The sequence below is a fragment of the Acidovorax sp. Root219 genome, assembly GCF_001428665.1.
Classification (GTDB): Bacteria; Pseudomonadota; Gammaproteobacteria; order Burkholderiales; family Burkholderiaceae_C; genus Acidovorax.
The window spans coordinates 62,156-88,400 of sequence record NZ_LMIJ01000013.1; the positions used below are offsets into that span (position 1 = coordinate 62,156).

The 26,245-nt window shown below is 65.3% G+C and carries 20 protein-coding genes; 5 read left to right on the top strand and 15 right to left on the bottom strand.

What is annotated here, in order from left to right:
- Positions 1-149 precede the first annotated feature (149 nt).
- Complete coding sequence (gene clpA / locus ASE28_RS15470; RefSeq protein WP_057267389.1) at positions 150-2,498, bottom strand: ATP-dependent Clp protease ATP-binding subunit ClpA; 2,349 nt, start codon at positions 2,496-2,498, stop codon at positions 150-152.
- 57 nt (positions 2,499-2,555) lie between these two features.
- Positions 2,556-2,840 (bottom strand): ATP-dependent Clp protease adapter ClpS, encoded by a 285-nt coding sequence (gene clpS / locus ASE28_RS15475; protein ID WP_008904804.1) that lies wholly within the window; start codon positions 2,838-2,840, stop codon positions 2,556-2,558.
- Between clpS and ASE28_RS33090 the strand changes: the two genes are divergently transcribed.
- On the top strand, positions 2,785-2,997 hold the full coding sequence (locus ASE28_RS33090; RefSeq protein WP_235516141.1) for a hypothetical protein: 213 nt from the start codon (positions 2,785-2,787) through the stop codon (positions 2,995-2,997). The genes clpS and ASE28_RS33090 overlap by 56 nt on opposite strands.
- A gap of 158 nt (positions 2,998-3,155) precedes the next feature.
- On the opposite strand, the gene dnaE is transcribed toward ASE28_RS33090, so the two are convergent.
- Positions 3,156-6,707, bottom strand: a complete 3,552-nt coding sequence (gene dnaE, locus ASE28_RS15480) for a DNA polymerase III subunit alpha (protein WP_057267466.1) — start codon at positions 6,705-6,707, stop codon at positions 3,156-3,158.
- A gap of 189 nt (positions 6,708-6,896) precedes the next feature.
- Here dnaE and ASE28_RS15485 point away from each other — a divergent pair, with 189 nt between their 5' ends.
- Positions 6,897-7,694 (top strand): outer membrane protein assembly factor BamD, encoded by a 798-nt coding sequence (locus ASE28_RS15485; protein WP_057267390.1) that lies wholly within the window; start codon positions 6,897-6,899, stop codon positions 7,692-7,694.
- A gap of 14 nt (positions 7,695-7,708) precedes the next feature.
- Here ASE28_RS15485 and ASE28_RS15490 read toward each other — a convergent pair whose 3' ends face one another.
- Positions 7,709-9,748, bottom strand: coding sequence for an ATP-dependent DNA helicase (locus tag ASE28_RS15490; RefSeq protein WP_057267391.1), 2,040 nt, complete (start codon positions 9,746-9,748; stop codon positions 7,709-7,711).
- A gap of 190 nt (positions 9,749-9,938) precedes the next feature.
- On the opposite strand from ASE28_RS15490, the gene ASE28_RS15495 reads away from it, so the two are divergent.
- Complete coding sequence (locus ASE28_RS15495; RefSeq protein ID WP_057267392.1) at positions 9,939-10,772, top strand: PP2C family serine/threonine-protein phosphatase; 834 nt, start codon at positions 9,939-9,941, stop codon at positions 10,770-10,772.
- A gap of 58 nt (positions 10,773-10,830) precedes the next feature.
- On the opposite strand, the gene ASE28_RS15500 is transcribed toward ASE28_RS15495, so the two are convergent.
- From ASE28_RS15500 to ASE28_RS15520, 5 genes are all read right to left on the bottom strand, one after another.
- Positions 10,831-11,523, bottom strand: a complete 693-nt coding sequence (locus tag ASE28_RS15500; RefSeq protein WP_057267393.1) for a hypothetical protein — start codon at positions 11,521-11,523, stop codon at positions 10,831-10,833.
- Positions 11,520-12,617 carry a cell division protein ZapE gene (gene zapE, locus ASE28_RS15505; protein ID WP_057267394.1) on the bottom strand — a complete coding sequence of 366 codons (1,098 nt, stop codon included), beginning with the start codon at positions 12,615-12,617 and terminating at the stop codon, positions 11,520-11,522. The genes ASE28_RS15500 and zapE overlap by 4 nt, the downstream gene beginning before the upstream one ends.
- 93 nt (positions 12,618-12,710) lie before the next feature.
- The gene (lpdA, locus tag ASE28_RS15510) at positions 12,711-14,138 is read right to left on the bottom strand and encodes a dihydrolipoyl dehydrogenase (RefSeq protein ID WP_057267395.1); all 1,428 of its coding nucleotides are present in this window, start codon (positions 14,136-14,138) and stop codon (positions 12,711-12,713) included.
- A gap of 263 nt (positions 14,139-14,401) precedes the next feature.
- Positions 14,402-15,688, bottom strand: a complete 1,287-nt coding sequence (gene odhB / locus ASE28_RS15515; RefSeq protein WP_057267396.1) for a 2-oxoglutarate dehydrogenase complex dihydrolipoyllysine-residue succinyltransferase — start codon at positions 15,686-15,688, stop codon at positions 14,402-14,404.
- 52 nt (positions 15,689-15,740) lie between these two features.
- Positions 15,741-18,620, bottom strand: a complete 2,880-nt coding sequence (locus tag ASE28_RS15520; protein WP_057267397.1) for a 2-oxoglutarate dehydrogenase E1 component — start codon at positions 18,618-18,620, stop codon at positions 15,741-15,743.
- Between the two features lie 527 nt (positions 18,621-19,147).
- Between ASE28_RS15520 and ASE28_RS15525 the strand changes: the two genes are divergently transcribed.
- Together ASE28_RS15525 and ASE28_RS15530 are read left to right on the top strand one after the other, a co-directional pair.
- Positions 19,148-20,215, top strand: a complete 1,068-nt coding sequence (locus ASE28_RS15525; RefSeq protein WP_057267398.1) for an AI-2E family transporter — start codon at positions 19,148-19,150, stop codon at positions 20,213-20,215.
- Between the two features lie 31 nt (positions 20,216-20,246).
- Positions 20,247-20,732, top strand: a complete 486-nt coding sequence (locus ASE28_RS15530; RefSeq protein ID WP_157421996.1) for a hypothetical protein — start codon at positions 20,247-20,249, stop codon at positions 20,730-20,732.
- Between the two features lie 36 nt (positions 20,733-20,768).
- On the opposite strand, the gene ASE28_RS15535 is transcribed toward ASE28_RS15530, so the two are convergent.
- The 6 genes from ASE28_RS15535 to ASE28_RS15560 all read right to left on the bottom strand — a co-directional run bounded on the left by ASE28_RS15535 (position 20,769) and on the right by ASE28_RS15560 (position 26,057).
- Entirely contained in the window at positions 20,769-21,497 is a 729-nt protein-coding gene (locus tag ASE28_RS15535; protein WP_057267400.1) for a pentapeptide repeat-containing protein, read from the bottom strand.
- A gap of 34 nt (positions 21,498-21,531) precedes the next feature.
- Positions 21,532-21,873: an SMR family transporter gene (locus ASE28_RS15540; protein WP_057267401.1), complete on the bottom strand. Its 342-nt coding sequence runs from the start codon at positions 21,871-21,873 to the stop codon at positions 21,532-21,534.
- A 26-nt stretch (positions 21,874-21,899) separates the two neighbouring features.
- Positions 21,900-22,466, bottom strand: a complete 567-nt coding sequence (locus ASE28_RS15545) for a TetR/AcrR family transcriptional regulator (RefSeq protein WP_057267402.1) — start codon at positions 22,464-22,466, stop codon at positions 21,900-21,902.
- A 187-nt stretch (positions 22,467-22,653) separates the two neighbouring features.
- Positions 22,654-23,910, bottom strand: a complete 1,257-nt coding sequence (locus tag ASE28_RS15550; RefSeq protein ID WP_057267403.1) for a sodium:proton antiporter — start codon at positions 23,908-23,910, stop codon at positions 22,654-22,656.
- Between the two features lie 3 nt (positions 23,911-23,913).
- The gene (locus tag ASE28_RS15555) at positions 23,914-25,248 is read right to left on the bottom strand and encodes a DUF2254 domain-containing protein (RefSeq protein WP_057267404.1); all 1,335 of its coding nucleotides are present in this window, start codon (positions 25,246-25,248) and stop codon (positions 23,914-23,916) included.
- A complete protein-coding gene (locus ASE28_RS15560; RefSeq protein WP_057267405.1) occupies positions 25,245-26,057 on the bottom strand; it encodes an HAD-IA family hydrolase in 813 nt (270 codons plus the stop codon). Before ASE28_RS15560 ends, ASE28_RS15555 begins: the two co-directional genes overlap by 4 nt.
- Positions 26,058-26,245: the final 188 nt, after the last annotated feature.

Below are 26,245 nucleotides of genomic sequence, written 5' to 3' on the forward strand. Positions count from 1 at the left end.
CCAGCGCCATGCGCATGCCGCACACAGGGCATGCAGTCATTGCATGCGCAGGAGCGCGCCGCTGCCAAGGCCAGGCGATCACGCCAACGCACCATGAAAAAAGCCCGCAGCGGGTGCTGCGGGCTTTGTCGATGCACGGGTGGCAAAACTCAATCGGCCGTGGCTTCTTCCGGCTCTGCAGGCTCCGACTTGGCCGAGCGCTCCTTCTTGGGCAGGGGCTGGATGTCGAGCAGCACTTCGGGTGTTTCCACGCCCTTGTCGTCGGTCTTCATCTCGATGTCCACCGTCAGGCGGCCACCCTCGGTCAGGCGTCCGAACAGCAGTTCGTCGGCCAGCGCACGGCGGATGGTGTCCTGGATCAGGCGCTGCATCGGACGGGCGCCCATCAGCGGATCGAAGCCCTTCTTGGCCAGGTGCTTGCGCAGCGTGTCGGTGAAGGTGACTTCCACCTTCTTCTCGGCCAGCTGGGTTTCGAGCTGCAGCAGGAACTTGTCCACCACGCGCAGGATGATCTGCTCGTCCAGCGCCTTGAAGTTGACGATGGCATCCAGCCGGTTGCGGAATTCGGGCGTGAACAGGCGCTTGATGTCGCCCATCTCGTCGCCCGCCTGGCGCGGGTTGGTGAAGCCGATGGTCGCCTTGTTCATGGTCTCGGCGCCAGCGTTCGTCGTCATGATGATCAGGACGTTGCGGAAGTCGGCCTTGCGGCCGTTGTTGTCCGTCAGCGTGCCATGGTCCATCACCTGCAGCAGCACGTTGAAGATGTCCGGGTGCGCCTTCTCGATTTCGTCGAGCAGCAGCACCGAATGCGGCTTCTTGGTGATGGCTTCGGTCAAGAGGCCACCCTGGTCGAACCCGACATAGCCCGGAGGCGCACCGATCAGGCGGCTCACGGCATGGCGTTCCATGTACTCCGACATGTCGAATCGCAGGAGCTCGATGCCCATGATGTAGGCAAGCTGCTTGGCGGCCTCGGTCTTGCCCACGCCCGTGGGGCCGCTGAACAGGAACGAGCCGATCGGCTTGTCGCCCTTGCCCAGGCCCGAGCGCGCCATCTTCACTGCGCTGGCAAGCACTTCCAGAGCCTTGTCCTGGCCGAAGACCACGCTCTTCAAGTCGCGTTCCAGGGTCTGCAGCTTGCCGCGGTCGTCGTTGGAGACGTTGGCCGGCGGAATGCGGGCGATCTTGGCCACGATCTCTTCGATCTCGGCCTTGCCGATGGTCTTCTTGCGCTTGCTCGGCACCATGATGCGCTGGGCAGCACCGGCTTCGTCGATGACGTCGATCGCCTTGTCGGGCAGATGGCGGTCATTGATGTACTTGGCGCTCAGTTCCGCCGCAGCCTGCAGGGCGGCCGCAGCGTATTTCACGCTGTGGTGTTCCTCGAAGCGCGACTTCAGGCCCTTCAGGATGTCGATGGTTTCCTGCACCGTAGGCTCGACCACGTCCACCTTCTGGAAGCGGCGCGACAGCGCAGCGTCCTTTTCGAAGATGCCGCGGTACTCCGTGAAGGTGGTCGCGCCGATGCACTTGAGCTGGCCGCTGGAGAGCGCCGGCTTCAGGAGGTTGGATGCATCGAGCGTGCCGCCCGAGGCCGCACCCGCACCGATCAGGGTGTGGATCTCGTCGATGAACAAGATGGCGTTGGGCTTGTCCTTGAGCGACTTGAGCACGCCCTTCAGGCGCTGCTCGAAGTCACCGCGGTACTTGGTGCCCGCCAGCAGCGCGCCCATGTCGAGCGAGTAGACCACGGCCTCGGCCAGGATCTCGGGCACGTCGTTCTGCGTGATGCGCCAGGCCAGGCCCTCGGCGATGGCGGTCTTGCCCACGCCGGCTTCACCCACCAGCAGCGGGTTGTTCTTGCGGCGGCGGCACAGGATCTGGATGGTGCGCTCCACCTCGTAGTGGCGCCCGATCAGCGGATCGATCTTGCCTTCCTTGGCGGCCTGGTTCAGGTTCTGCGTGAACTGCTCCAGCGGCGAGGCCTTCTCGTTGCGCTCGGCGGCAGCGCCCTCTTCGCCCTCGGCCTGGTTCTCGGCCTTGGCGGGTTCCGGCGGCTCGCCCTTCTTGATGCCGTGGGCAATGAAGTTGACCACGTCCAGCCGCGTCACGCCCTGCTGGTGCAGGTAGTACACGGCGTGCGAGTCCTTCTCGCCGAAGATGGCTACGAGCACGTTGGCGCCCGTGACTTCCTTCTTGCCGTTGCCGGTGGACTGCACGTGCATGATGGCGCGCTGGATCACGCGCTGGAAACCCAGCGTGGGCTGCGTGTCCACCTCGTCGGTGCCTGCCACCTGCGGAGTGTTGTCCTTGATGAAGTTCGACAGCGACGACCGCAGGTCATCGATGTTGGCCGAACACGCGCGCAGCACTTCCGCTGCGCTGGGGTTATCGAGCAGTGCCAGCAGCAGGTGCTCCACGGTGATGAACTCGTGGCGCTGCTGGCGGGCCTCAACAAAGGCCATGTGCAAGCTGACTTCCAGTTCTTGGGCAATCATGTGAACTCCTTTGTGCTTGCGTGGAATGGATAACTGTAGATCGGGATGAAAAACCTGTTATTCAACAGGTTCACTGACACATTGCAGCGGGTGCCCCGCTTTGAGGGCCGCATCCAGCACCTGCTCGACCTTGGTGGCGGCCACGTCGCGTGAATACACGCCGCACACGCCTTTGCCGTCGAGGTGGATCTTGAGCATGATCTGGGTCGCCTGCTCCCGGTCCTTGCTGAAAAACTCCTGCAGCACCACGATGACGAACTCCATGGGCGTGTAGTCGTCATTGAGCATGACCACCTGGTACATCTGGGGGGGCTGGGTCTTTTGCGTGCGTCTTTCCAGCACGACCGAACCGCCGTCATCCCGCGCAGGCCTGGTGACAGGCGGCGCGGCTTTGGGAGAAGGTGGTTTTGTTGCCATGAATTTCATTCTAGCGACCCGCGCGTACCGCTGCCGCAAGAGAAATCTGATGTTCATCCGTTTTTTTTCAAGGCTGGCCTGAGCAATATTCTTGCCAGGCCCTGTTCGCCCCTGCCTCCACCCCTGCCAAATGCCCTGCGGTGGCACAGGGCGTGGCGTGAAAAAGGCAGCGGTGCATGCCCTGCCAGGCACCGGTTGGATGTTGTTTCCTCGCGCATACCTTTGCCCTTTGCTGCACGATCACTCGTAGACCACCGTAGCAGACCCGGCCCCGACCTGGGCGCTCCAGGCGGCCAGGGCGGCATCGCTGGGGTAAAAGCGGCTGCTTTCGGAGAGCTGGACCTCGGCGACCGCCGAGGTACTGGCGGCCCCACCCACGCTGCCGGTGCAGCGCAGCCCCATGCGCACGCGCAGGCCGTGCAGCAGGTCGCCCTCGGGCGCCTCCTCCCGGCGGGGAGGGAATTCGCGCAGCAGTTTCTGCACTTCGGGCGCCTTGTCGCTCACCACGACGTGCAGGTATTTGCCAAAGCGCGCCCGCGCACCCGCCAGGTCCCACACCTGCTGCACCTTCACGCGCAGGCCGCCGCTGAAGCGGTCCAGCTGCAGGCGACCCATCATCACCACGAACTCGTCCTCCTTGAGCTGGTTCTTGTAGGTGTTGATCAGCGCCTCGTCGGCCGAAGCCTCGATCACGGCCGATTTGTCGTCGAGCTTGAACAGCGCGAGCTTGCCGCGCTGGCCGTTGATGACGCGCAAATCGCTGATGATGCCGGCCAGGATCTGCGGCTCGCGGCTGTCCAGCAGCTCGTCGATCTGCGTGCGCACGAAGCGGCGCACCTCCGTGGCCACTTCGTCGAACAGGTGGCCCGACAGGTAGAAGCCCACCGCCGTCTTCTCCAGCGTCAGGCGCTCCTTGATGCCCCAGGGCGTCACGTCCACCAGCTCGGGCTCCTGCGTGCTCGATCCGTGGGCATCGTCGCCCATCATGTCGAACAGGCCGCCCTGGTTGATGTTGGACAGGCTGGCCGCGGCAAAGTCGAAGGCCCGGTCGATGGAGGCCAGCAGTGAGGCGCGGTTGAGGTTCAGCGAATCGAAGGCGCCGGCCTTGATCAGCGCTTCCACCGTGCGCTTGTTCATGCGCGCGCGGTCCACGCGCAGGCAGAAGTCGAACAGGCTCTTGAAGGGGCCCTTGGTGGAGCCGTTGGGCCCCTCGCCGCGCCCCTCGCGCGCCGCCACGATGGCTTCGATGGCCGCCTGCCCGCCGCCCTTGACGGCGCCCAGGCCGTAGCGGATGACCTTGTCCGTCACCGGCTCGAAGCGGTACATGCCGCGGTTCACGTCGGGCAGCTCGAAGGTGATGCCGAAGTTCTTGCGCGCGTCCTCAAACAGCACCTTGAGCTTGTCGGTGTCGTCCATTTCCACCGTCATGTTGGCGCAGAAGAACTCGGCCGTGTAGTGCACCTTGAGCCAGCCGGTGTGGTAGGCAAGCAGCGAGTAGGCGGCGGCGTGCGACTTGTTGAAGCCGTAGCCCGCGAACTTCTCCATCAGGTCGAACACCTCGTCGGCCTTGGCCTCGCTGATGTCCTGCTTGGCCGCGCCGGCGCGGAAGATCAGCCGGTGCTCGGCCATCTCCTCGGCCTTCTTCTTGCCCATGGCCCGGCGCAGCATGTCGGCACCGCCCAGGCTGTAGCCGCCCAGCACCTGGGCGGTCTGCATCACCTGCTCCTGGTAGACCATGATGCCGTAGGTCTCGGCCAGCACTTTTTCCACCAGCGGGTGCGGGTACTCCACCACTTCCTTGCCGTGCTTGCGGTTCACGAAGCTGGGGATCAGGTCCATGGGGCCAGGGCGGTACAGGGCGTTCAGCGCGATCAGGTCTTCCAGCCGGCTCGGGCGCGCCTCGCGCAGCATGCCCTGCATGCCGCGGCTTTCAAACTGGAACACGGCTTCGGTCTTGCCGTCGGAGAACAGGGTGTAGGTGGGCCCGTCGTCGAGCGGGATGGCTTCGAAGGTGAAGTTCTCCTGGCCCTTGTGGCGCTTCATGATGAATTCGCGCGCGATCTCCAGAATGGTCAGCGTGGCCAGGCCCAAGAAGTCGAACTTCACCAGGCCGATGGCCTCCACGTCGTCCTTGTCGTACTGGCTCACGGCCGATTCGCTGCCGGGCTGCTGGTACAGCGGGCAGAAGTCGGTGAGCTTGCCCGGGGCGATCAGCACGCCCCCGGCATGCATGCCGATGTTACGCGTCATGCCTTCGAGCTTTTGCGCCATCTCGATGACGGTGCGCACGTCCTCTTCCTTGGCCACGCGCTCGGCCAGCAGGGGTTCGAGCTCCAGCGCGTAGTTGTTCTTGTCGCCCTCCTTCTTGACGGCGGGCGGGTACTGCAGCGTATAGGACATGCCGGGCTTGCCTGGCACGAGCTTGGAGATGCCGTCGCAGAACATGTAGCTCATGTCCATCACGCGGCCCACGTCGCGGATGGCGGCCTTGGCCGCCAGCGTGCCGAAGGTGGCGATCTGGCTCACGGCGTTCTTGCCGTACTTGTCCTTCACGTAGTCGATCACCCGGTCGCGGTTGGACTGGCAGAAATCGATGTCGAAGTCGGGCATGGAAACCCGCTCGGGGTTCAAAAAGCGCTCGAACAGCAGGTTGTACTCGAGCGGATCCAGGTCGGTGATCTTCAGCGCATAGGCCACCAGCGAGCCGGCGCCCGACCCCCGGCCCGGCCCCACCGGGCAGCCGTTTTCCTTGGCCCATTTGATGAAGTCGCCCACGATCAGGAAGTAGCCCGGAAAGCCCATCTTGAGGATGGTGCCGATCTCGAATTCGAGCCGTTCCACGTAGCGCGGGCGCTGCGCCTCGCGGTCGGCCTCCTTCTTGAAGAGCATCTTCAGCCGCTCCTCCAGCCCCTCGAACGAGGCAAAGCGGAAGAACTCGTCGATCGGCATGCCGTTGGGCGTGGGAAAGTCGGGCAGCTGCGGCTTGCCCAGCACCAGCGTCAGGTTGCAGCGCTGGGCGATCTCCACGGTGTTGGCGATGGCCGAGGGGATGTCGGCGAAGAGTTCCTCCATCTGGGCCGAGGACTTGAAATACTGCTCGCGCGTGAAGCGGCGCACCCGGCGCGGGTTGGCCAGGATCTCGCCCTCGGCGATGCACACGCGCGCCTCGTGGGCCTCGTAGCCTTCGGCATCGGCGAACTGCACCGGGTGGGTGGCCACCACCGGCAGGTGCAGGCGCGCAGCCAGCTGGGCCGCTGCAACTACGTGGGCCTCGTCGTCGGGGCGGCCGGCGCGCTGCAGCTCCATGTAGAAGCGGTGCGGAAAAAGGCCCGCCAGGCGCAGCGCCAGGTCGGCGGCGCCCGCGTCATCGCCCTTGAGCAGGGCCTGCCCCACGGGGCCGGCCTGGGCGCCCGAGAGCACGATCAGCCCCTCGGACAGCTCCTGCAGCCACTCCCAGGTGCAGACGGCCAGGTTCTTGACGATGTTGCGCGTCCAGGCGCGGGCCAGCAGTTCCGACAGGCTCAGGTAGCCCTGGCGGTTCTGCACCAGCACGATCATGCGCGACGGTGGGGCCGTGCCCTCCCCCTCCAGGAAGATTTCGGCGCCCAGCAGGGGCTTGACGCCCTTGCCCCGGGCTTCCTTGTAGAACTTGATGGCGCCGAAAAGGTTGTTGAGATCGGTGATGGCCAGGGCGGGCTGGCCATCGACGGCGGCGGCCTTGGCCACCTCGTCGATGCGGTTGGTACCGTCGACGACGGAATATTCGGTGTGCAGGCGCAAGTGGACAAACATGGGCTCCATTGTAGAAAGCCCACTGCATCCCGTAACCGAAACGTTTGCGACAGGGGGATTCAGGAGCCGGATGCCGCCGGTACAATGCGCCGTCAGGTGTCCGCTGGGGTGCACGCCTGCGGGGACCCCTTCCCCGCCGCCAGCCCCCGGAACATCCCGTTTCCTCTTTTTGCCTGAAAGCTGCTTGCGATGCTTCGTGCCCCACTGCCGTTTCTCTCCGCCCTGCTGGCTGCAGGTGTCCTCGCCGGGTGCTCGACCACCACCGAAGACAAGACCGCCAACTGGAGCCCCAACCGCATCTACTCCGAAGCCAAGGATGAAATGAACTCTGGCGGCTACGACAAGGCCGTGCCCCTGTTCGAAAAGCTCGAAGGCCGTGCCGCTGGCACGCCGCTGGCCCAGCAGGCCCAGCTGGACAAGGCCTACGCCCACTTCAAGGCGGGCGAAAAAGCCCAGGCCGTGGCCACGCTGGACCGCTTCATGAAGCTGCACCCCGCCAGCCCTGCGCTCGATTACGCCCTGTACCTCAAGGGCCTGGTCAACTTCAACGACAACCTGGGCCTGTTCTCTTGGCTGTCGCGCCAGGACCTGTCCGAGCGTGACCAGAAGGCGGCCAAGGATTCGTTCGAGTCCTTCAGCGAGCTGACCACGCGCTTCCCCGATTCGCGCTACGCCCAGGATGCGCGCCAGCGCATGACCTACATCGTCAATTCGCTGGCCCAGTACGAAGTGCACGTGGCACGTTATTACTACCAGCGCGGCGCCTACGTGGCCGCCATCAGCCGCGCCCAGGTGGCCGTGGCCGACTACCAGGGCGTACCCGCCGTGGAAGAAGCGCTGTACATCCTGATGCAGTCCTACGATGCCCTGGGCATGGACCAACTGCGCGACGACACCCGCCGCGTGATGGATGCCTCGTACCCGAAAAGCGAGTACGTGCGCGCCGGGCTCAAGGGCAAGTCGGATCCGTGGTGGAAGTTCTGGTAAGCGCCTGAACCTGTTCAGAACGGGTCTGAACTGGCCGCCAGCAGATCATCCAGCGCTGCCTCGAAATCCTCGAGGGTTTCCAGGCGCCGCATGGGTGGCAGGGCGCGCAGCAGCCTCTTGCCATAGCCCATGGTGGCCAGACGCGTATCGCCGACCACCAGCACCCCCCGGTCCGATTCGCGCCGTATCAGTCGACCCGCCCCCTGCTTGAGTGCCACTGCCGCCTCGGGCACCGAAACCTGCTGGAACGAGCTGCCCCCCGCCTCTTCGATGCGCTGGCTGCGCGCCTCGACCAACGGATCGCCAGGCGGCGGAAACGGCAGCTTGTCGATGATGACCAGCTGCAGCGCATCGCCGGGCACGTCGAACCCCTCCCAGAACGTGGCCGACGCCACCAGGATGCAGCCCGGTGCGCCGTGCCCGCTGCCTTCGCGAAAGCGCTCCATCAGGCGGCGCTTGGGCCATTCGCCCTGCACCAGCACCGACAACGATTGGCCGTCGCCAAACCGGCGGTGCAAGGCATCGCCAATGGTGGCCAGGGCCTTGAGCGTGGTGGTCAGCACCAGGGTGCGCCCGCCAATGCGCGCGGCAGCATCGCCGGCCAGGCGCGCAATGGCGGCACTGTGGGTCGGGTCGGCCGGCTTGGGCAGGTGGCGCGGCACGTACAGCGCGGCCTGCGTGGCGTAGTCGAACGGGCTGTCCACGCGCAGAATTTCGGCGCCTTCCAGGCCGCAGCGCTCCACGAACCAGGTCAGCCCCTCATCCGTCCCCAGCGTGGCCGAGGTGAAGATCCAGGCACGGGGGCGCTCGCCTTCGGGGTCGGGCCACTCATCGTCGCGTGCGCTGTGCGTGGGCTGCGTGAGCAGCCGGGTGCGCATGGCGTGCGATATGTCCAGCGGCGATTCGACCAGGCGCACCTGGGTGCTCCCGAGGTCGATCCAGCGCACCGCGTCCTGGCTGCAGGGCCCGACGAACCGGGCCAGGCGGGCCAGCAGCTCAGTGCTGCGTTCGTACAGCCGCTCCAGGTCCGGGGCGGTCTCGCTCAGTTGATCGAGCGCCTCCTGGGCCTGGGCGCAGGCAGTCGACAGTCGGCGCAGCGCGGCGTCCCAGGCCTGTACTTCAGCGCCCTCGGGGGCGGCCTCTGTCCAGCCGCGCTTGCCCTGGGCGCTGGCACTGCCGCCGGCCAGCCTCAGCGCGCCCACCGCCTGCTCCACCCGGCCGGCCAGGGCCAGCCAGTCGGCCAGGCCCCGCGCGTGGTGAAGGCCTGCGGCCAACAGGTCGCGCGCAAAGTCGAGCAATTGGCCCGAGGACAGCTGCAGGCCCAGGAACTGCACGCCGGTCTCGCTGATTTGGTGGGCCTCGTCGAAGACCACCACGCGCACGGTGGGCAACAGCTCGGCCACGCCCGATTCACGCACGGCCATGTCGGCAAAAAAGAGGTGGTGGTTGATCACCACGATGTCGGCCGCCAGGGCCTCGCGCCGGGCGATGTTCACATGGCATTCCCGCGCGCGCGGGCAACCCGCACCCAGGCAGTTCTCGCGCGTGGAGGTCACCAGCGGGATGACGGGGGAGCGCTCGTCCAGGCCCGTCAGTTCGGCCAGGTCGCCACTGCGCGTGCTGCGCGACCAGTCTTCGACCTTGGCCAACACGCGCACCACATTACGTTCTGTTACCGCGCTGTCCTGGCGGGCCTGCACCATGCGGTGCAGGCACAGGTAGCTGGCCCGGCCCTTGAGCAGGGCGGCGCGCACCGGCACGCCCAGCACCTCGGTCAGGAGCGGCAGGTCGCGCGCGAACAGCTGGTCCTGCAGCGCCTTGGTGGCCGTGGAGAGCAGCACGCGCTCGCCACTGAGCAGGGCGGGAACCAGGTAGGAAAAGGTCTTGCCCACGCCGGTGCCGGCCTCCACCACCAGCATGCCGCCCTCTTCCATGGTGCGGGCCACGGCGGCAGCCATGCGGGTCTGGCCTTCGCGCGGGCGAAACTGGGCATCGGCCCGTGCCAGCAGGCCGCCGGGCGCAAACACCTCCTGCACCACCTCGGCCAACGGCATCAGGCGGGCTCCCGGGTTTGTAGCAAGCGCTCCATGCGCAGCGCGATCGGTGGCCGCAGGGGCGAGGGGTGGGTGGATTTCAAAGGGGGCGCACGGCAGTCATGGCAAAAATGCCACAGGCGGGCGGATAATACGCGCTCCAGAGCACCCAAACGACAGCCAGGCCCGTCGGCACACCACAATCACCAGCATGACCAAAGCGTTTCGCCTCATCGCCTCCACCGGCATCCACAAGGGTGACCGCGAGTACCAGCAAGACCAGGTGGCCCTGATCTCGCATGAACGGCACAACGGCTGTGTCCTGGGTGTCGTGGCCGACGGCATGGGGGGCCGCAGCGGCGGCCGCAAGGCCTCCGACCAGGTCATGATGACGGCCCGCCAGCTGTTCGAGCGCTATTCGCCCGAGACCGACGACCCGGCCGCCATGCTCAAGAGCATGGTGGAAGAGGCGCACATCGTCATTCGCCTCACGGCCATCTCGGCCGAGCAGGAGCCGCACAGCACCATCGCCGCCTTCCTGATCAACCCGCGTGGCGACTGCCACTGGGTGCATGCCGGCGACTCGCGCATCTACCACTTCCAGGGCGGGCGCCTGACGCACCGCACCAGCGACCACTCCTACGTGCAGGCTCTGGTGGATCGGGGCGAGCTGACCGAGGCCGAGGCCAACAACCACCCGCACTCCAACATCCTGGTGGGCTGCCTGGGCACCGAGAGCGACCCGCCCATCACCACGCACATGATTTCCCAGCTGCACCCGGGCGACACGCTCATGGCCTGCAGCGACGGCGTGTGGCACTACTTCTCACCCACCGAGCTGGCCTCGGTGGTCGAATCGCTCTCGCCGCGCGAAGCCACGGAGTTCCTGATCGAAAAGGCCCGCACGCGGGCCCGTGGGGGCGGTGACAACCTGTCGCTGGTCATCGTGAAGATCGAGGCACTGGTCGAAGAGAAGAAGACCGTGCAGGGCATGGGCATGGGCACCCATCCCTCCGTTCCAGCAGGCGCCACCAGCAAGGTCTGAGAGGCTGAGAGGCCGCCCCCCTACCCGCCCCTGCGCTTCAGGGCGCCGCCCCTGCGCTTCAGGGCGCAGGCACGGGCAGTGGCGCAGCAGGCTTGCGGCCTGAGGCTGCAGCGGCGGCTTGGTCGCGGGCCACGCGGGCGCGGCGCGTTTCGGCCGCCTTCAATTCCTCGGCATGGCGCTCGCGGGCACGGCCCGCACGCTGGGCGGCTTCGGCGGCGCGCTGGGTCTGCTCGGCCTCGCGCTGCTCGATGTTCTGCGCGCGCGGGGTGGGTACCACGGGGGTCTTGGGTGTGCGCGGGTTGCGCGGGGCCTGCATGTGCGGCTGGCCACGCACGCCGATCCCCACTTCAGGGGCTTCACCCGGCGGGCCGGGCTGGGTAGCCTGCTTTTCCGCGATGCTGCGCCGCCGCTCGGCGGCTTTTTCCTTGCGCTCGGCATCGTTGATCTGCATCTCGCGCGAGCGCAGGCCGGCTTCGGCCTCGCGGGCCCGGTTGCGCTCCACGCGCAGGCAGTCTTCCACCGCAAACAGCTTGTAGCACTCGGTCTCGGCCGCCAGGCGCCGGGCGGCCACGGCCTTGCGCTCCTGCGCGATGTGCGCGCGTTCGGCAGCCCGGTGGGCATGGGCCGCCTTGCGCTCGGCCGACTCGGGCTCGGCTACAGCTTGGGCCAGGGCATGCGAGGCCATGCCCATCTGCGCCAGCAGGCACAGCGCCGGGATGATGATGAACTGCCGCATTGTGCTGGTCTTCATGTCAAGCCTGTGTCCACCGTACGGCGCTCGAGCGCCAGAAATTCCTTGGACTGCATCTCGTTCAGGCGCGATACGGTGCGCGGGAACTCGTGTGCCAGGGGGCCTTCCGTGTACAACGCTTCGGGCGGCACGGCGGCCGACATGATGAGTTTCACGCGCCGGTCATACAGCACGTCCACCAGCCAGGTAAAGCGCCGCGCGGGCGAGGCCATGGCGACCGGCAGGTAGGGCACGTCGGACAACAGCACCGTGTGGAACTGCGTGGCGATCTCAAGGTAGTCGTTCTGCGAACGCGGCCCGCCGCACAGTTCACGGAAGTCGAACCATACCACCCCGCCGGCCTTGCGCTTGGCGCGGATCTCGCGCGCCTCAATGTGCAGCACCGGGTCTTCGTCGTGCACCTCGGCCAACTGGTTGAAGGCCTCGTTCATCTGCGCATCGGCGTCCGGCCCCAGGGGCATGTGGTAGAGCTTGACCTGCTCCATGGTGCGGCGCCGGTAGTCGGTGCCGTTGTCCACATTGACCACCTCCAGGCGCTCGTTGAGCAGCGCGATGGCAGGCAGGATGCGGTCGCGGTGCAGGCCGCCCGGGTACAGGTCGTCGGGCTTGAAGTTGGAGGTGGTGACAAAGCCCACGCCGTTCTCGAACAGCGACGCCAGCAGGCGGTGCAGGATCATCGCGTCGGTGATGTCGGCCACGTGGAATTCATCGAAGCAGATGAGCTTGTAGCGCTTGGAGATGCGCTCGCCCAGCACATCGAGCGGGTTCTGCGTGCCCTGCAGGGCTGCCAGCTCGCGGTGCACTTCGCGCATGAACTCGTGAAAATGCAGGCGCACCTTGCGCTTCAAGGGCACGGCGTCGAAGAAGCATTCCATCAGAAAGCTCTTGCCGCGCCCCACCCCGCCGTACATGTAGACGCCGCGCGGGATGTCCGGGCGGTTGATGAGCTTCTTGAAGGCGTTGGAGCGGCGCTCTTTATAGGTGGCCCACTCATCGGCGCAGCGCTGCAGCGCATCCACGGCGCGCAGCTGTGCAGGGTCGCTCTGGAAGCCCTTGGCCTCGAGTTCGGCCAGGTAGGTCTGTTTGACAGTCACGGTGCGCTCGCCCTGGTGCTAGGAATGAATAAGGCATAAAGCGCCGCCGCCCTTCACAGGGCGACGGCGCCATCTATCTCCCGTGGGAGGAGATCAGAAGTTCAGCGTGCGCTTGTCCACGGCCAGGGCTGCTTCCTTGGTGGCTTCGCTCAGGCTGGGGTGGGCGTGGCAGATGCGTGCGATGTCTTCGCTGCTGGCCTTGAACTCCATGGCCACGACGGCCTCGGAGATCAGCTCGCTGGCCTGCGGGCCCACAATGTGCACGCCCAGGATTTCATCGGTCTCGGCATCGGCCAGCATCTTCACCATGCCGGTGGTGTCGCCCAGTGCGCGTGCGCGGCCGTTGGCCAGGAACGGGAAGCTGCCGGCCTTGTACTTGACGCCGTCGGCCTTGAGCTGCTGCTCGGTGCGGCCCACCCATGCGATCTCGGGGCTGGTGTAGATGACCCAGGGCACGGTGTTGAAGTTGACGTGGCCATGCTGGCCGGCAATGCGCTCGGCCACGGCAACGCCTTCTTCCTCGGCCTTGTGCGCCAGCATCGGGCCGCGCACCACGTCGCCCACCGCCCACACGCCAGGCAGGTTGGTCTTGCAGTCGGCATCGACCACGATGGCGCCGCGCTCGTCCAGGGCCAGGCCCACGGCTTCGGTGTTCAGGCCGATGGTGTTGGGCACGCGGCCGATGGAGACGATGAGCCTGTCCACTTCCAGCGCCTGGGATTCGCCCTTGGCGTTGGTGTAGGCGATGCTCACGCCCTTCTTACCGGTCTTGATCTCGCCGACCTTCACGCCCAGCTCGATCTTCAGGCCCTGCTTGTCGAAGGCCTTCTTGGCTTCCTTGGCGATCTGCTCGTCCACCGCGCCCAGGAAGGTGGGCAGGCCTTCGAGGATGGTGACTTCGGCACCCAGGCGGCGCCACACCGAGCCCATTTCCAGGCCGATCACGCCCGAGCCGATGAGGCCCAGCTTTTTGGGCACGGCGCCCACGCGCAGCGCGCCGTCGTTGGACAGCACGAATTCTTCGTCGAACGGCGTGCCAGGCAGCGCACGGGCGTTGGAGCCCGTGGCAATGATGATCTGCTTGCCCGTGATCGACTCTTCGGCGGCACCGGCCACCTTGATCTCGTAGCCACCTTCGGCGGCCTTCACGAACGAGCCGCGGCCGTGGAAGAAGCTGACCTTGTTCTTCTTGAACAGGTACAGGATGCCGTCGTTGTTCTGCTTCACGACGGTGTCCTTGCGGGCCAGCATCTTGGCCACGTCCATCTTCACGCCGGTGGCGGTGATGCCATGCTCGGCAAAGTGCTTGTTGGCATGCTCGAAATGCTCGGACGATTGCAGCAGCGCCTTGGAAGGGATGCAGCCCACGTTGGTGCAGGTGCCGCCCGGTGCGGGGCCGCCCTTGTCGTTCTTCCACTCGTCGATGCAGGCCACGTTGAAGCCCAGCTGGGCGGCTCGGATGGCGGCGATGTAGCCGCCGGGGCCGCCACCGATGACGATCACGTCGAATTGTTTGCTCATGTCGGTCTCAATCACTTGTTCATTGGAAAAAAGACCCACCGGCGGGCCTGGCACAAGCCAGTCGCACATGTGGGTCGATACGATGCATATGAAGGGGCGCCATGCGCCAACCCCGTCAGCCTGCGAGACGCGCTGGGCCCTGCCAGCGACCGCCGCGCAAGGGCCGCCCCGCCGCGCTGGCGGTGTCCCCCTTCCCGAATTGCGCAGCAATTCGAGAGAAGGGGGAAGGCGCGAAGCGACTCAGGGGGTTGTCGCCTCATTCTTCAGATGTCGAACAGCAGGCGCGATGGGTCTTCCAGCGCTTCCTTCATCGCCACCAGACCCAGCACGGCTTCGCGGCCGTCGATGATGCGGTGGTCATAGGACATGGCCAGGTAGTTCATCGGGCGGATCACGATCTGGCCGTTCTCCACCACGGCGCGGTCCTTCGTGGCGTGCACGCCCAGGATGGCCGACTGCGGCGGGTTGATGATGGGCGTGGACAGCATGGAGCCGAAGGTGCCGCCGTTGCTGATGGAGAACGTGCCACCGGTCATCTCTTCGATGCCCAGCTTGCCGTCCTTGGCCTTCTGGCCGTACTCGGCGATCTTCTTCTCGATCTCGGCAAAGCTCATCTGGTCCGCATTGCGCAGGATGGGCACCACCAGGCCACGGGGCGAACCCACGGCGATACCGATGTCGAAGTAGCCGTGGTAGACGATGTCGTTGCCATCGACCGAGGCGTTGAGCACAGGGTACTTCTTCAGGGCATGCACGGCCGCCTTCACGAAGAAGCTCATGAAGCCGATCTTCACGCCGTGTTCCTTGGTGAACGCGTCCTGGAACTTCTTGCGCATGTCCATCACCGGCGCCATGTTCACTTCGTTGAACGTGGTCAGGATGGCGTTGGTCGATTGCGACTGCAGGAGGCGCTCGGCCACGCGGGCACGCAGGCGGCTCATGGGAACGCGCTGCTCGGGGCGGCCGCTCAGGTCTTCCTTGCCAGCCGGTGCCGACACCTGGGGCAGTGCCTTGGTCGGCACGCCCGTGGGGATGGCACTGGGGGCTGCCACGGCGGCCTTGGCCGCACCGCCAGCGCCACCGGCCACCGCGCCGAGCACGTCGCCCTTGGTCACGCGGCCATCCTTGCCCGAACCGGCCACATCTGATGCGGACAGGTTGTTCTCGGCCAGCAGCTTGGCAGCCGCAGGCATGGCCACGTCGCCCTTGGAACCACCGGTAGCCGCTGGTGCGGCAGCAGGGGCCGATGCGGTCGCAGCGGCAGGTGCTGCTGCGGCAGCGGCCGCAGGCGCAGCCGCGCCGGCCTTGCCTTCGGTGTCGATCTTGGCGATGAGCTGCTCTGCCACCACGGTGGCGCCGTCGCCCTGCACGATTTCAACCAGCACGCCAGCCGAGGGGGCGGGCACTTCGAGCACGACCTTGTCGGTTTCGATCTCGATCAGGATCTCGTCCACTGCGACCGCTTCACCGGCCTTCTTCTTCCAGGTGAGCATGGTGGCTTCTGCCACGGACTCGGACAGCTGGGGGACTTTGACTTCTACGATAGCCATATCAATTCTTTCGGAATGGGGTTCTGTTCTGTGTAATCGGGGGTTGCCGGCCTTACTTGGTCAGGACAAAACCCTTGAGCTTGCCAAACGCGCCGTCCACCAGTGCCTTTTGCTGTTCCTGGTGCAGGTGCGAGTAGCCGACGGCAGGCGATGCGGAAGCCGCGCGGCCGGAGTAACCCAGCTTCTGGCCGTCGAGCATGTTCTCGTGGATGTAGTGCTGCACGAAGAACCAGGCGCCCTGGTTCTGTGGCTCGTCCTGGCACCAGACCACGTCGGTGGCGTTGGGGAAGCGCTTGAGCTCGTTGGCAAACGCCTTGTGCGGGAAGGGGTAGAGCTGCTCGACGCGGATGATGGCCACGTCGTCGTCTTCGCGCTCGGTGCGCTTCTTGACCAGGTCGTAGTAGACCTTGCCCGAGCAGGCGATCACGCGCTTGACCTTGGCGGCCTTCTTCACGATGGCTTCGTTCTGCTCCGGGATCACCGTCTGGAAGCTGCCCTTGGTGAACTCGGACAGGGGCGAGGTGGCGTCCTTGTTGCGCAGCAGCGACTTGGGCGTCATGATGATCAGCGGCTTGCGCAGATCACGCACCATCTGGCGGCGCAGGATGTGGAAGATCTGGCTGGCCGTCGTCGGCTGCACCACCTGCATGTTGGCATCGGCCGACAGCTGCATGAAGCGCTCCAGGCGGGCCGAGCTGTGCTCGGGGCCCTGGCCTTCGTAGCCGTGCGGCAGCATCAGCGTGATGCCGTTGACACGGCCCCACTTGACTTCGCCGGAGGCGATGAACTGGTCGATCACGACCTGCGCGCCGTTGGCGAAGTCGCCGAACTGCGCTTCCCAGATCACCAGGGTGTTGGGGTCGTTCGATGCGTAGCCGTATTCGAAGCCCAGCACCGCCTCTTCGGACAGAATGGAGTCGATCACGACGAACGGTGCCTGGTTCTCGCTCACGTTCTGCAGCGGCACGTAGGTGCCGATGTCCCACTTCTCGCGCTTTTGGTCATGGATGACCGAGTGGCGGTGCGTGAACGTGCCGCGGCCGCAGTCTTCGCCCGACAGGCGCACCGGGAAGCCGCTGGCCACCAGCGAGGCGAAAGCCATGTGCTCACCCATGCCCCAGTCCACCGGGATGTCGCCACGGCCCATGGCGGCGCGGTCGTCGTACACCTTCTTGACCAGTTGGTGCGGCGTCACGCCTTCGGGGATGGTGGTGATCTTCTCGGACAGGCGCTTCCACTCGGCCAGAGGGATGGCGGTGTCGCCCGCATCGGTCCACTTCTTGCCCAGGAACGGGCTCCAGTCCACGGCGTACTTGCTCTTGAAGTTGGTCAGCACCGGATCGACCGTGTGCTTGCCCGCATCCATGGCGGCGCGGTAGGCCTTGGCCATGTCGTCGCCCAGCGTCTCGCCCATGCCCTGGGCCGCCAGCTTGTCGGCATACAGCTTGCGCGTGCCGGGGTGCTGGCCGATCTTCTTGTACATCAGCGGCTGGGTCAGCGCGGGGGTATCCTGCTCGTTGTGGCCCAGCTTGCGGAAGCAGATGATGTCCACGACCACGTCCTTCTGGAATTCCATGCGGAATTCAAGGGCGAGCTGGGTGGCCAGCACCACGGCTTCAGGATCGTCGCCGTTCACGTGCAGCACGGGCGACTCGATCATCTTCACGATGTCGGTGCAGTACAGCGTCGAGCGTGCGTCGCGCGGATCGGAGGTGGTGAAGCCGATCTGGTTGTTGATGATGATGTGCACCGTGCCACCCGTGGAGTAGCCACGGGTCTGGGCCAGCGCCAGGGTTTCCTGGTTCACGCCCTGGCCGGCAAAGGCTGCGTCACCGTGCACCAGCACGGGCAGCACCTGCTTGCCCAGCGGGTCGGCGCGGCGGTCCATGCGGGCACGCACCGAGCCTTCGACCACGGGATTCACGATTTCCAGGTGGGACGGGTTGAACGCCAGCGACAGGTGGACCGGGCCGCCAGGGGTGGTCACGTCGGAGCTGAAGCCCTGGTGGTACTTCACGTCGCCCGAGGGCAGGTCTTCGGGGGCGGTGTGGTCGAACTCGGCGAACAGGTCCGCAGGCATCTTGCCCATGGAGTTCACCAGCACGTTCAGGCGGCCACGGTGGGCCATGCCGATCACGATCTCCTGCACGCCCTTGGCGCCGGCGGACTGGATCAGCTCGTCCATGGCGGCGATGAAGCTTTCGCCCCCTTCCAGGGAGAAACGCTTCTGGCCGACGTACTTGGTGTGCAGGAAGCGCTCCAGGCCTTCGGCGGCCGTCAGGCGGTCGAGGATGTGCTTTTTCTTCTCGGCGCCGAAGCTGGGCTTGCTGCGGATAGTTTCCAGCTTTTCCTGCCACCAGCGCTTCTGGTTCTGGTCGGTGGCGTACATGTACTCGGCACCGATGGAGCCGCAGTAGGTCTCGCGCAGGGCATTGATCAGCTCGCGCAGCGGCAGGGATTCCTTGCCGAAGAAGGTGTTGCTGATGTTGAAGACGGTTTCCTGGTCCGCGTCGCTGAAGCCGTAGAACGAGGCTTCGAGTTCGGGGATCGCAGGGCGCTCGGTGCGCTTCAGGGGATCGAGGTCGGCCCAGCGCTGGCCCACGTTGCGGTAGGCGGCAATCAGCTGCTGTACAGCGGTGCGCTTGCGGCCCAGTTCCGAATCGGCACCGGTGGCGACGACGACCTTGGTGCCGCCCTGCTTTGCGCGCTCGGCGAAGGCATTGACGACGGGAAGGTGGGGGACGTCCTTGGCATTGGAGCCATCGACGGCAGGCACGTGCTGCAGTGCGTCGAAATACTCGCGCCAGGTGTCAGGCACGCTGCCGGGGTTGGCGAGGTAGTTCTCGTACATCTCTTCGACATAGGGCGCGTTGCCGCCGAAGAGGTAGGTGTTGCCTTGGTAGGCTTGATAGACGGATGTCGTATCGCTCATATTCCGCTGACCTCCGCTTCCCTGAGGGAAGCATTAGCTGGTTGAGAAACCTTCCGCGACACGGCTGGACCGGTTGGCGGATGCGACTGTGGCTGGGGAAGGGCCTTGGTACGGGCTGCATTGTGCCACTGATCTGCATCAAGCCCAAAGAACCTGTTTACGATCTCGCAGGGGATCGCGTTGGAGCGCAATCGGGATGAGTGGATGCTTCGGATGCGCAGCATGGGCTCATGCCCATGCAAGCAGCCGGGGCATTCAATCGCCCGATTTCGCCCCAACCCTTCGGGCGGCGGCCTTGGCGGGCGGTCTGCGGCGTTGCGGCGCTTGCCAATAGCCGAGCTATTGGCTGCGCACCGCGCCTAGCACCCCACCCGCCAAGGCCGCTGCGCGCCCCCTGGGAGATCGTAAACAGGTTCCAAGCGCGGCCCATATGTATCCGCGTGCCATGGAAATGCAGGGCGCCGCAGCACCTCGCGTACATTGCGGGTACACGCGATAGGGCGGGTATACGTTCTCAACAGGTTCCAATGAGCCCCAACACACTCCAAGACAAGACTTTCCTGCTGCTACTGGTGCTGGTCACCGTGGCCTTCGGCGCCATCCTCTGGCAGTTCCACGGCGCGGTGTTCTGGGGCATGGTGCTGGCCATCCTGTTCGCACCGCTGCACCGCAAGGTGCTGCGGCGCCTGCGCCCGCGCACCAACCTGGCCGCGTTGATCACGCTGGGGCTGTGCCTGGTGATCGTGATCCTGCCGGTGGCCTTCCTCACCGTCTCGCTGGTCCAGGAGGCCACGGTCATCTATGAGCGCACGCGCACGGGGCAGCTCAACTTCGGCCTGTACTTCCAGCAGGTCATCGCCGCCCTGCCCCAGTGGGCCGTGAACCTGCTGGACCGCTTCAACCTGACTTCGGTGGCGCAGCTCCAGGAGCGGCTGTCGTCCGTGGCCGTGCAGGCCAGCCAGTTCATCGCCACCCAGGCGGTCAACATCGGCCAGAACACGCTCGAGTTCCTGGTGGGCTTCGGCATCATGCTGTACCTGCTGTTCTTTCTGCTGCGCGACGGCGCGGCCCTGGGCGCGCGCATCGGCCGCGCCATCCCGCTCGAGACCGAGCACAAGCGCCAATTGGTCACCAAGTTCACCACCGTGATCCGCGCCACCGTCAAGGGCAACATCGTGGTCGCCGCCTCGCAGGGTGCCCTGGGCGGGCTGATCTTCTGGATCCTGGGCATCCAGGGCCCCGTGCTCTGGGGCGTGCTCATGGCCTTTCTGTCGCTGCTGCCCGCCGTGGGCGCCGGCCTGATCTGGCTGCCCGTGGCCATCTACTTCCTGGCCACCGGCGCCGTGTGGCAGGGCGTGGTGCTGATCGCCTACGGCATCGGCGTCATCGGCCTGGTGGACAACGTCCTGCGCCCCATCCTGGTCGGCAAGGACACCAAGATGCCCGACTACGTGGTGCTGATATCCACCTTGGGCGGGCTGGGCTTGTTTGGCCTGACGGGCTTCGTCATCGGCCCGGTGATCGCGGCGCTGTTCATGGCGACCTGGGATCTGTTCTCGCCCGAGCCGGCCCAGATACACCGCGATCCGAGCTGATCGAAGCCTGCACACCATCTGGGAGCACTCGTTGGCAGCCGCTCGCAACGCAATTTTCCTGATCGCAGGCGCATGGTTTGCTGGCGGCCTTGCATTTGCGCAAGCTCCCGCCTGCAAAGGCCACACGACCTACCAGGGAGGTGCACTGTATTCAGATGGCGGCTCGGTCGAAGTCTGGTTGCAGCGCCCCTGCAAGGAAGGCATCACTACCCTGGCAGTGAAGCGCACCCTGACCGACGAGATCTATCCGCTGACAGTCGATGGACGGGTGCTGCCCAACAGGTCCAAGGAAGAGTCGGCGCAATTGCGGGAGCTCGATGCCATCGTCACCAGGCGCGCAGGCGCGAAAAGCCTCTCCGAGTTCATGAAGGAGCAGCTCGCCACGTTCCTCGATCTGAGCCCGGAAGACAACTACGTGGCCGCATTGGCCCTGATCCAGAGCAGTTGCGGCTCGCTCAAGACATTGGCGAAAAATCCCATGCTTTGCCTCAAGTACGCAGTAGGCGCCATCCCCTAAAGCCCGTGCCGGACCGCTTGGCAGGGCCAACCAGGCTTAGATCACCCGCACCCCCAGCTCGCTCACCAGCGCAGCCGCCTGGTCCTGCGAAATCACTGCCCCCTTGAAGAACTGCGCCACATTGGCGATGCGCAGCCCCGCCAGGTCCACCGCGCGCAGGTCGGCACCGTCGAAGCGGGCGTTCTTGAGGTTGGCGTCGCGCAGGCTGCCGCCCTCGAACACGGCATCGCGGAAATCGCAGCCGCCCAGGTCGGCGTCCGACAGGTCCAACTGGCCAATGGTCTGCTTGCGAAACGACATGCCGCGCAGGTCCGCCCCCACCAGCAGCGAATCGTGAAACGCGAGGCCCAGCGTGTGCGCCTCGCGAAAGCCCGCCCCGGTGAGCTTGACCTCGGCGAACACGGCCGAGCCCAGCTTGCTGCGTGCCCAGCTGGTGTTGTTCAGGTCGCAGCGGTACCAGCGCGCATCGGTCAAGTCCGCCAGGTGGAAGTTGGCGAGCCCGGCCCGGCAGCCCAGCCAGCGGCTGTCGGCGAGGTTCGATTTTTCAAAAGAAGCCTCGGCCAGCGCGCACTCGGTGAACTGCACCCCGCGCAGCTCCAGCCGCGACAGGTCTGCCCTTTCGAAGTCGCATTGCTCGAAGTGCAGTGGGCCGGCACCGCGCTCCAACAGGGCCAACACGTCGGCCCGCGCCAGGGTCTGGCCCATGATGGGCGCGACCCCAGGCGAGGTGGCAGCGGAGGAAGAGCAGGCGAACGAAGCGGTCATGGCATCACCAGAAATCAGAAAAGAATGAGCGGGCTCAGTGGCCCACGCTCTTGGAAAAGAGGTTCACGACCAGCACCCCGGCAATGATCATGCCCAGGCCGATCACCGCGGGCAGGTCGAGTTTCTGCCCGTAGACCACCCAGCCCACGGCCGAGATCAGCACGATGCCCACGCCCGACCAGATCGCATAGGCAATGCCGACAGGCAGGGTCTTGAGCGTGAGCGACAACAGGTAGAACGACAGGCTGTAGGTGATGATCGTGATGGCGCTGGGCCCCAGGCGGGTGAAGCCCTCGGAGGCCTTGAGCGCCGAGGTGCCGATCACTTCGGAGACGATGGCAATGCCCAGCAATGCGTAGGCGGTGGGGAGATTCATGGGGTACTCGCGTTTCAACAGGGGGATCAGTTACACAGGTCCAACAGGGTTTTCAGCACGCGCGCCTTGCGCGCTTCGTCCATCGGGTACACGTCGAGCATCTGGCTGAACCAGTAGCCGTCGGCCGCCATGCGGCAGGCCAGCAGGCGGTCGGCCACCTGCGGGTCATCGCCATCCTCAGCGAGGGCGGCCTGCATCGTGGCGCTCCACTGCTCCCGACAGTGCGGCAAGGTCAGCGCCAGCAGGCCGATGGCGCGCTGGGCCTCCACCCGGTTGCAATCGGTGCCCTCGTCGAACGCCGTGCGGACATAGGCGCGGGCATGCCGGCCCGGCCGGCCGTCCTCTTCCTGGGCCAGTGCCTGGGCGTAGCCCTGCTGGAATTCTTCGAACAACTGGTCGCTCAGCGCATCAAGCAATGCCTGCTTGCTGCGAAAGTGGTGCTGCAGCCCACCCTTGGTCACGCCGGCGCGGGCCGACACGGCATCGAGCGTGACCGCATGGGGCCCCTGCTCGACCAGCAGCGTACGCACCACGGCCAGCAACTGGCTGCGCACCAGTTCGGGGTGCTTCTGGCGTCGGTGGGCTTCGGTCATCAAAACAAACCATCTGGATGGAATGTTAAATGTACCCCATAGCGGAGAAGTCGGGGCCGCCCACCGTCCGCTGCGCAAGGAGGAATGCGGCCGCGTCCTCCTGCGCCCCATCACTTCAGACGGCATCGCCTGGGCAGCATGCCGCAGTGCTGCCCGTGGCCGTGCGCGCGGGCCTGACCGGTCGTTGCTATGGCAAGCGGGTGACCGCAGACGTTCCGACAGCCTTCTGGGTGACCCGGCCAATCGTCAAGCCCTGCACCAGAATGGAAAAGACCACCACGCAATAAGTCAGTGCCAGCACGATCTCACGCTGCGCACCAGCCGGCAGGGAAAGTGCCAGCGCGACAGAAATGCCGCCGCGCAGCCCGCCCCAGGTCATGACATGGGCCGCACCTGGAGGAAGCGCGAACCACCCGCGCCCGAGGGCGACAGGCAGGCCTACGGTGAGCCACCGGGCGCAGAGGGTGATCCCAATGGCCAACATGCCGCCAAACACCAATGGTGCCGAAAAAGCGATAAGAATCACCTCAAGCCCGATCAGCACGAACAGCACTGCATTCAGGATCTCGTCCACAAGCTCCCAGAACATGTCGATGTAGCGCCGCGTGCTATCGGACATTGCCCGCGCCCGTCCACCGTTGCCGATGATCAGGCCGCACACCACCATGGCCAGCGGCCCCGATACATGCAGGTGGCTGGCAAACGCGTACCCGCCCATGACCGCCGCCAAGGTCAGCAGCACCTCGACCTGGTACTGGTCGATGCTCTTGAGCATGCGAAAGACCACGTAGCCCAGCACCAGGCCAAAGGCAATGCCTCCCCCTGCCTCGCGCAGCAGCAACGTGCCGGCGGCTGCAAACGTTGGCGTCTCTCCGCTGGACAGCACACCCAGCAAAAGTGCAAAGACGACCACGCCGACGCCATCGTTGAACAGAGATTCCCCTGCGATGACCAGTTCAAGCTCCTTGGGTGCGCCAGCGGACTTGAGAATGCCCATGACGGCGATGGGATCGGTTGGCGAGATCAGGGCGTCAAACAGAAGGCAATACAGCAAGGGCAAAGGAAGACCGATGTGCGGCAGAGCCAGCCACATCAACCCTCCCACAACGACGGTGGACACGACCGTTCCCACCAGCGCAAGCGCCGCCACCTGCCAGCGGAATTTCTTCAAGGCGCCGAGGTCCACGTGCAGCGCGCCTGCGAACAGCAGAAACGACAGCATGCCCTGCATGAGTACGTCGGAAAAATCGATGGACCGGATGAACGACTCTTCGTACCGGCGCAGGCCATGGTCCAACCCGGCTGCGTCAAGCCCCACCATGGCCAGGGAAAGTGCCAGCGCAATCGCCATCACACCAATGGTGGTGGGAAGCCGGGTCAGGCGGTGGTTGAGGTACGCGAGGAGCGCAGTGATGACGAGGCAGATCGCGGCAATATCAAGCATGTTTTAAATCCGTATCTCCGAGTGTTCCGTTTTCACGCCGACGGCACCGAGTACACCGGAGGCCGCAGCACTTCGAAAACTGCGATAGCGGCGGTGCACGTCCTGACGATCGGATCGGTTGCCCAACTGGCGCCGCGCGTCCGCCCACACCAACTCGGCGTGGTGGGCCAGCGACTCCTTGCGATCAGTGGCAGATTCGCAGACGACCACCGCAGTCAATACGTCCAGGAGCTTGATCAGCACGGCCGCATTGGCGGCCGCGCTTTGCCGGATCATGTGAAACATCACATTCACCAGGCCGGCATATCCGATATCCGGAACCACCAACACCACGCTGTCGCCGCGCGTAGACACCCCGCTGGGCAAATGGTGCCCGGCGATATCGCACAGCGCAGCTCCCAGGCGATCCAGCACACTCATGGCGGTATTGGGGTCATTGATGCCCGGTGAAAGGGCCCTCACCGCCACCTCGACCAGTTGTCGGATCGCATACTCTGCATTGCCTCCACTGCGGGTGTTGCCCAGGGCCGTGGCATCGCGTATGGCGGCCTCGGCGCCCGGAACATGGACCGTCATCAAGGCAATCGGTGCGCCCGGAAAAACGTAGTCCCCTGGCCGCACAAGCAACCTGATGGCAGTGCCATGCTGCGAGGCCCAGTCGGCGAGTTTGGTTTCATCGAGTTGCTGCAGATAGCCTTGCCGGGCATCCACCACCGGCGTCGCCTGTGCCCAGAAGTCGCCAGGTGGAACCTGCGCTGGCGGCTCATCGGCCAGCACACCCCGCACTGCTGAGCGCACATCTTCGCTGACCAGGTTCACCACGGTGTCGACATTGATGCGGCCAGCCATGTGCGCAACAAAGTAGACGAGTGTGCCGACGCAGGCCAAGGCCAGGACAATGCCGAACGTCAATGCCAGGTGGGGCGTGAAGGGACCTTCTTCCTGGGTGCGAACACTGCGCAGAACCATCAGCGCATAGGAAAATGTGCCCAGGAATGCACCCAGCGTGATCTGAACGCCGCGGTCACGGGTGAAGTTGTGTAGCAGGCGCGGCCCCATTTGCCCCGCTGCCAGCGAAAGCGCAGCGATGGTGATGGAAAAGACGGTCCCGGCAACGCCAATGGCGGATGAGGCAATGACGCCCAGCAGCGTTCTCGCACCGGTTCCCCCGCCGTTGTAGATCCAGGTGCTGCCGATGAGCCATGCTGGCAGAAGGTCGCTCCGGTCCAGGCGCAGCAGCCCGAACGCCAGCAGAATCCCGAGCACCACCAGCGCTGCGGGCAGCAGCCAGAAGGAGTCACCGAGCGCACTCAGAAATTGGCGAAAGCGCGCCTTCATGGATTGTGAGCGCCGGATGCCGCGCGGAATCCACATCGCAAAGGGTCTGAAATGGGCATAAGTACTCTCGTGAAGGTGGCAATCACGGTCCGAAGCGGCGCCAGACAGGCACGCCAGGGAACCAGGGCCTGCGCAAGCGCAGTGAATTCGTCGACCACGATGTCGCAGTCGGGATGCGCCGTTGGATCGGGAGGACCCTCAGGCCCCCATTCATCGGGGCGTCGGGCAAAAGCGGTTTTGAAGCCGCAGGCGCGGGCAGCGTTCAAGTCGAAGTTGTGACAGGCCACCATCAGAATATCGGCAGGCAGCAGGTTCATCCATTCGGCCGCTTGCAGGTAGGCCTCTGGGTTGGGCTTGTATGCACCGATCATCTCGCACGAGATCACGGCATCCCAGGCGATGTCGTTGCGACGGGAGACAGCAACCAGCAAGGCAACAGGGAGCATGGAGAACGAGACCACGGGAAAGCGGGTGCGCATGCGTGCCAGTGCGTCTGCAAAATCAGGCCATGCATGCAGGCGGTGCCAGCTATCGGCGAGCTGCCCGCGCTCCTGTTCACTGAACGCCTGCAGGCCATGGTCGGCGACGACCTGCGACAGGCACGAGCGGTGCACGTCGTCCATGTTGAATTTCGGCCCCACCTGCCCCACGATGCGTTTCATGGCCCGGCGCCGGTAGTCGTTGGTGATGGAATGCCAGTCTCTTTGCAGGCGGTGCGCACCGCCTGTCCGGCGGAATGCAACGCGAACACCGCTGTGCCAGTCCAGCACAGTTCCCCCCGTGTCGACAGCGATGGCCTTGATGTCCATGGAGTCTCCTTTTGAAAGAGTGGGCGCTTGCGCAATGGAGCGAATCAGCCTAACCCATTTTTGCCAGTCCCTGCGCAATCTGCGGCCCACCTATGCCCGCAAAGACGTGCAGCGCCCTGATCAGACTTCCAGATCCGGGCGCGCCAGGGCCGGGTGCCACGCGACGAGACAGGCCATTGTGGGCACTC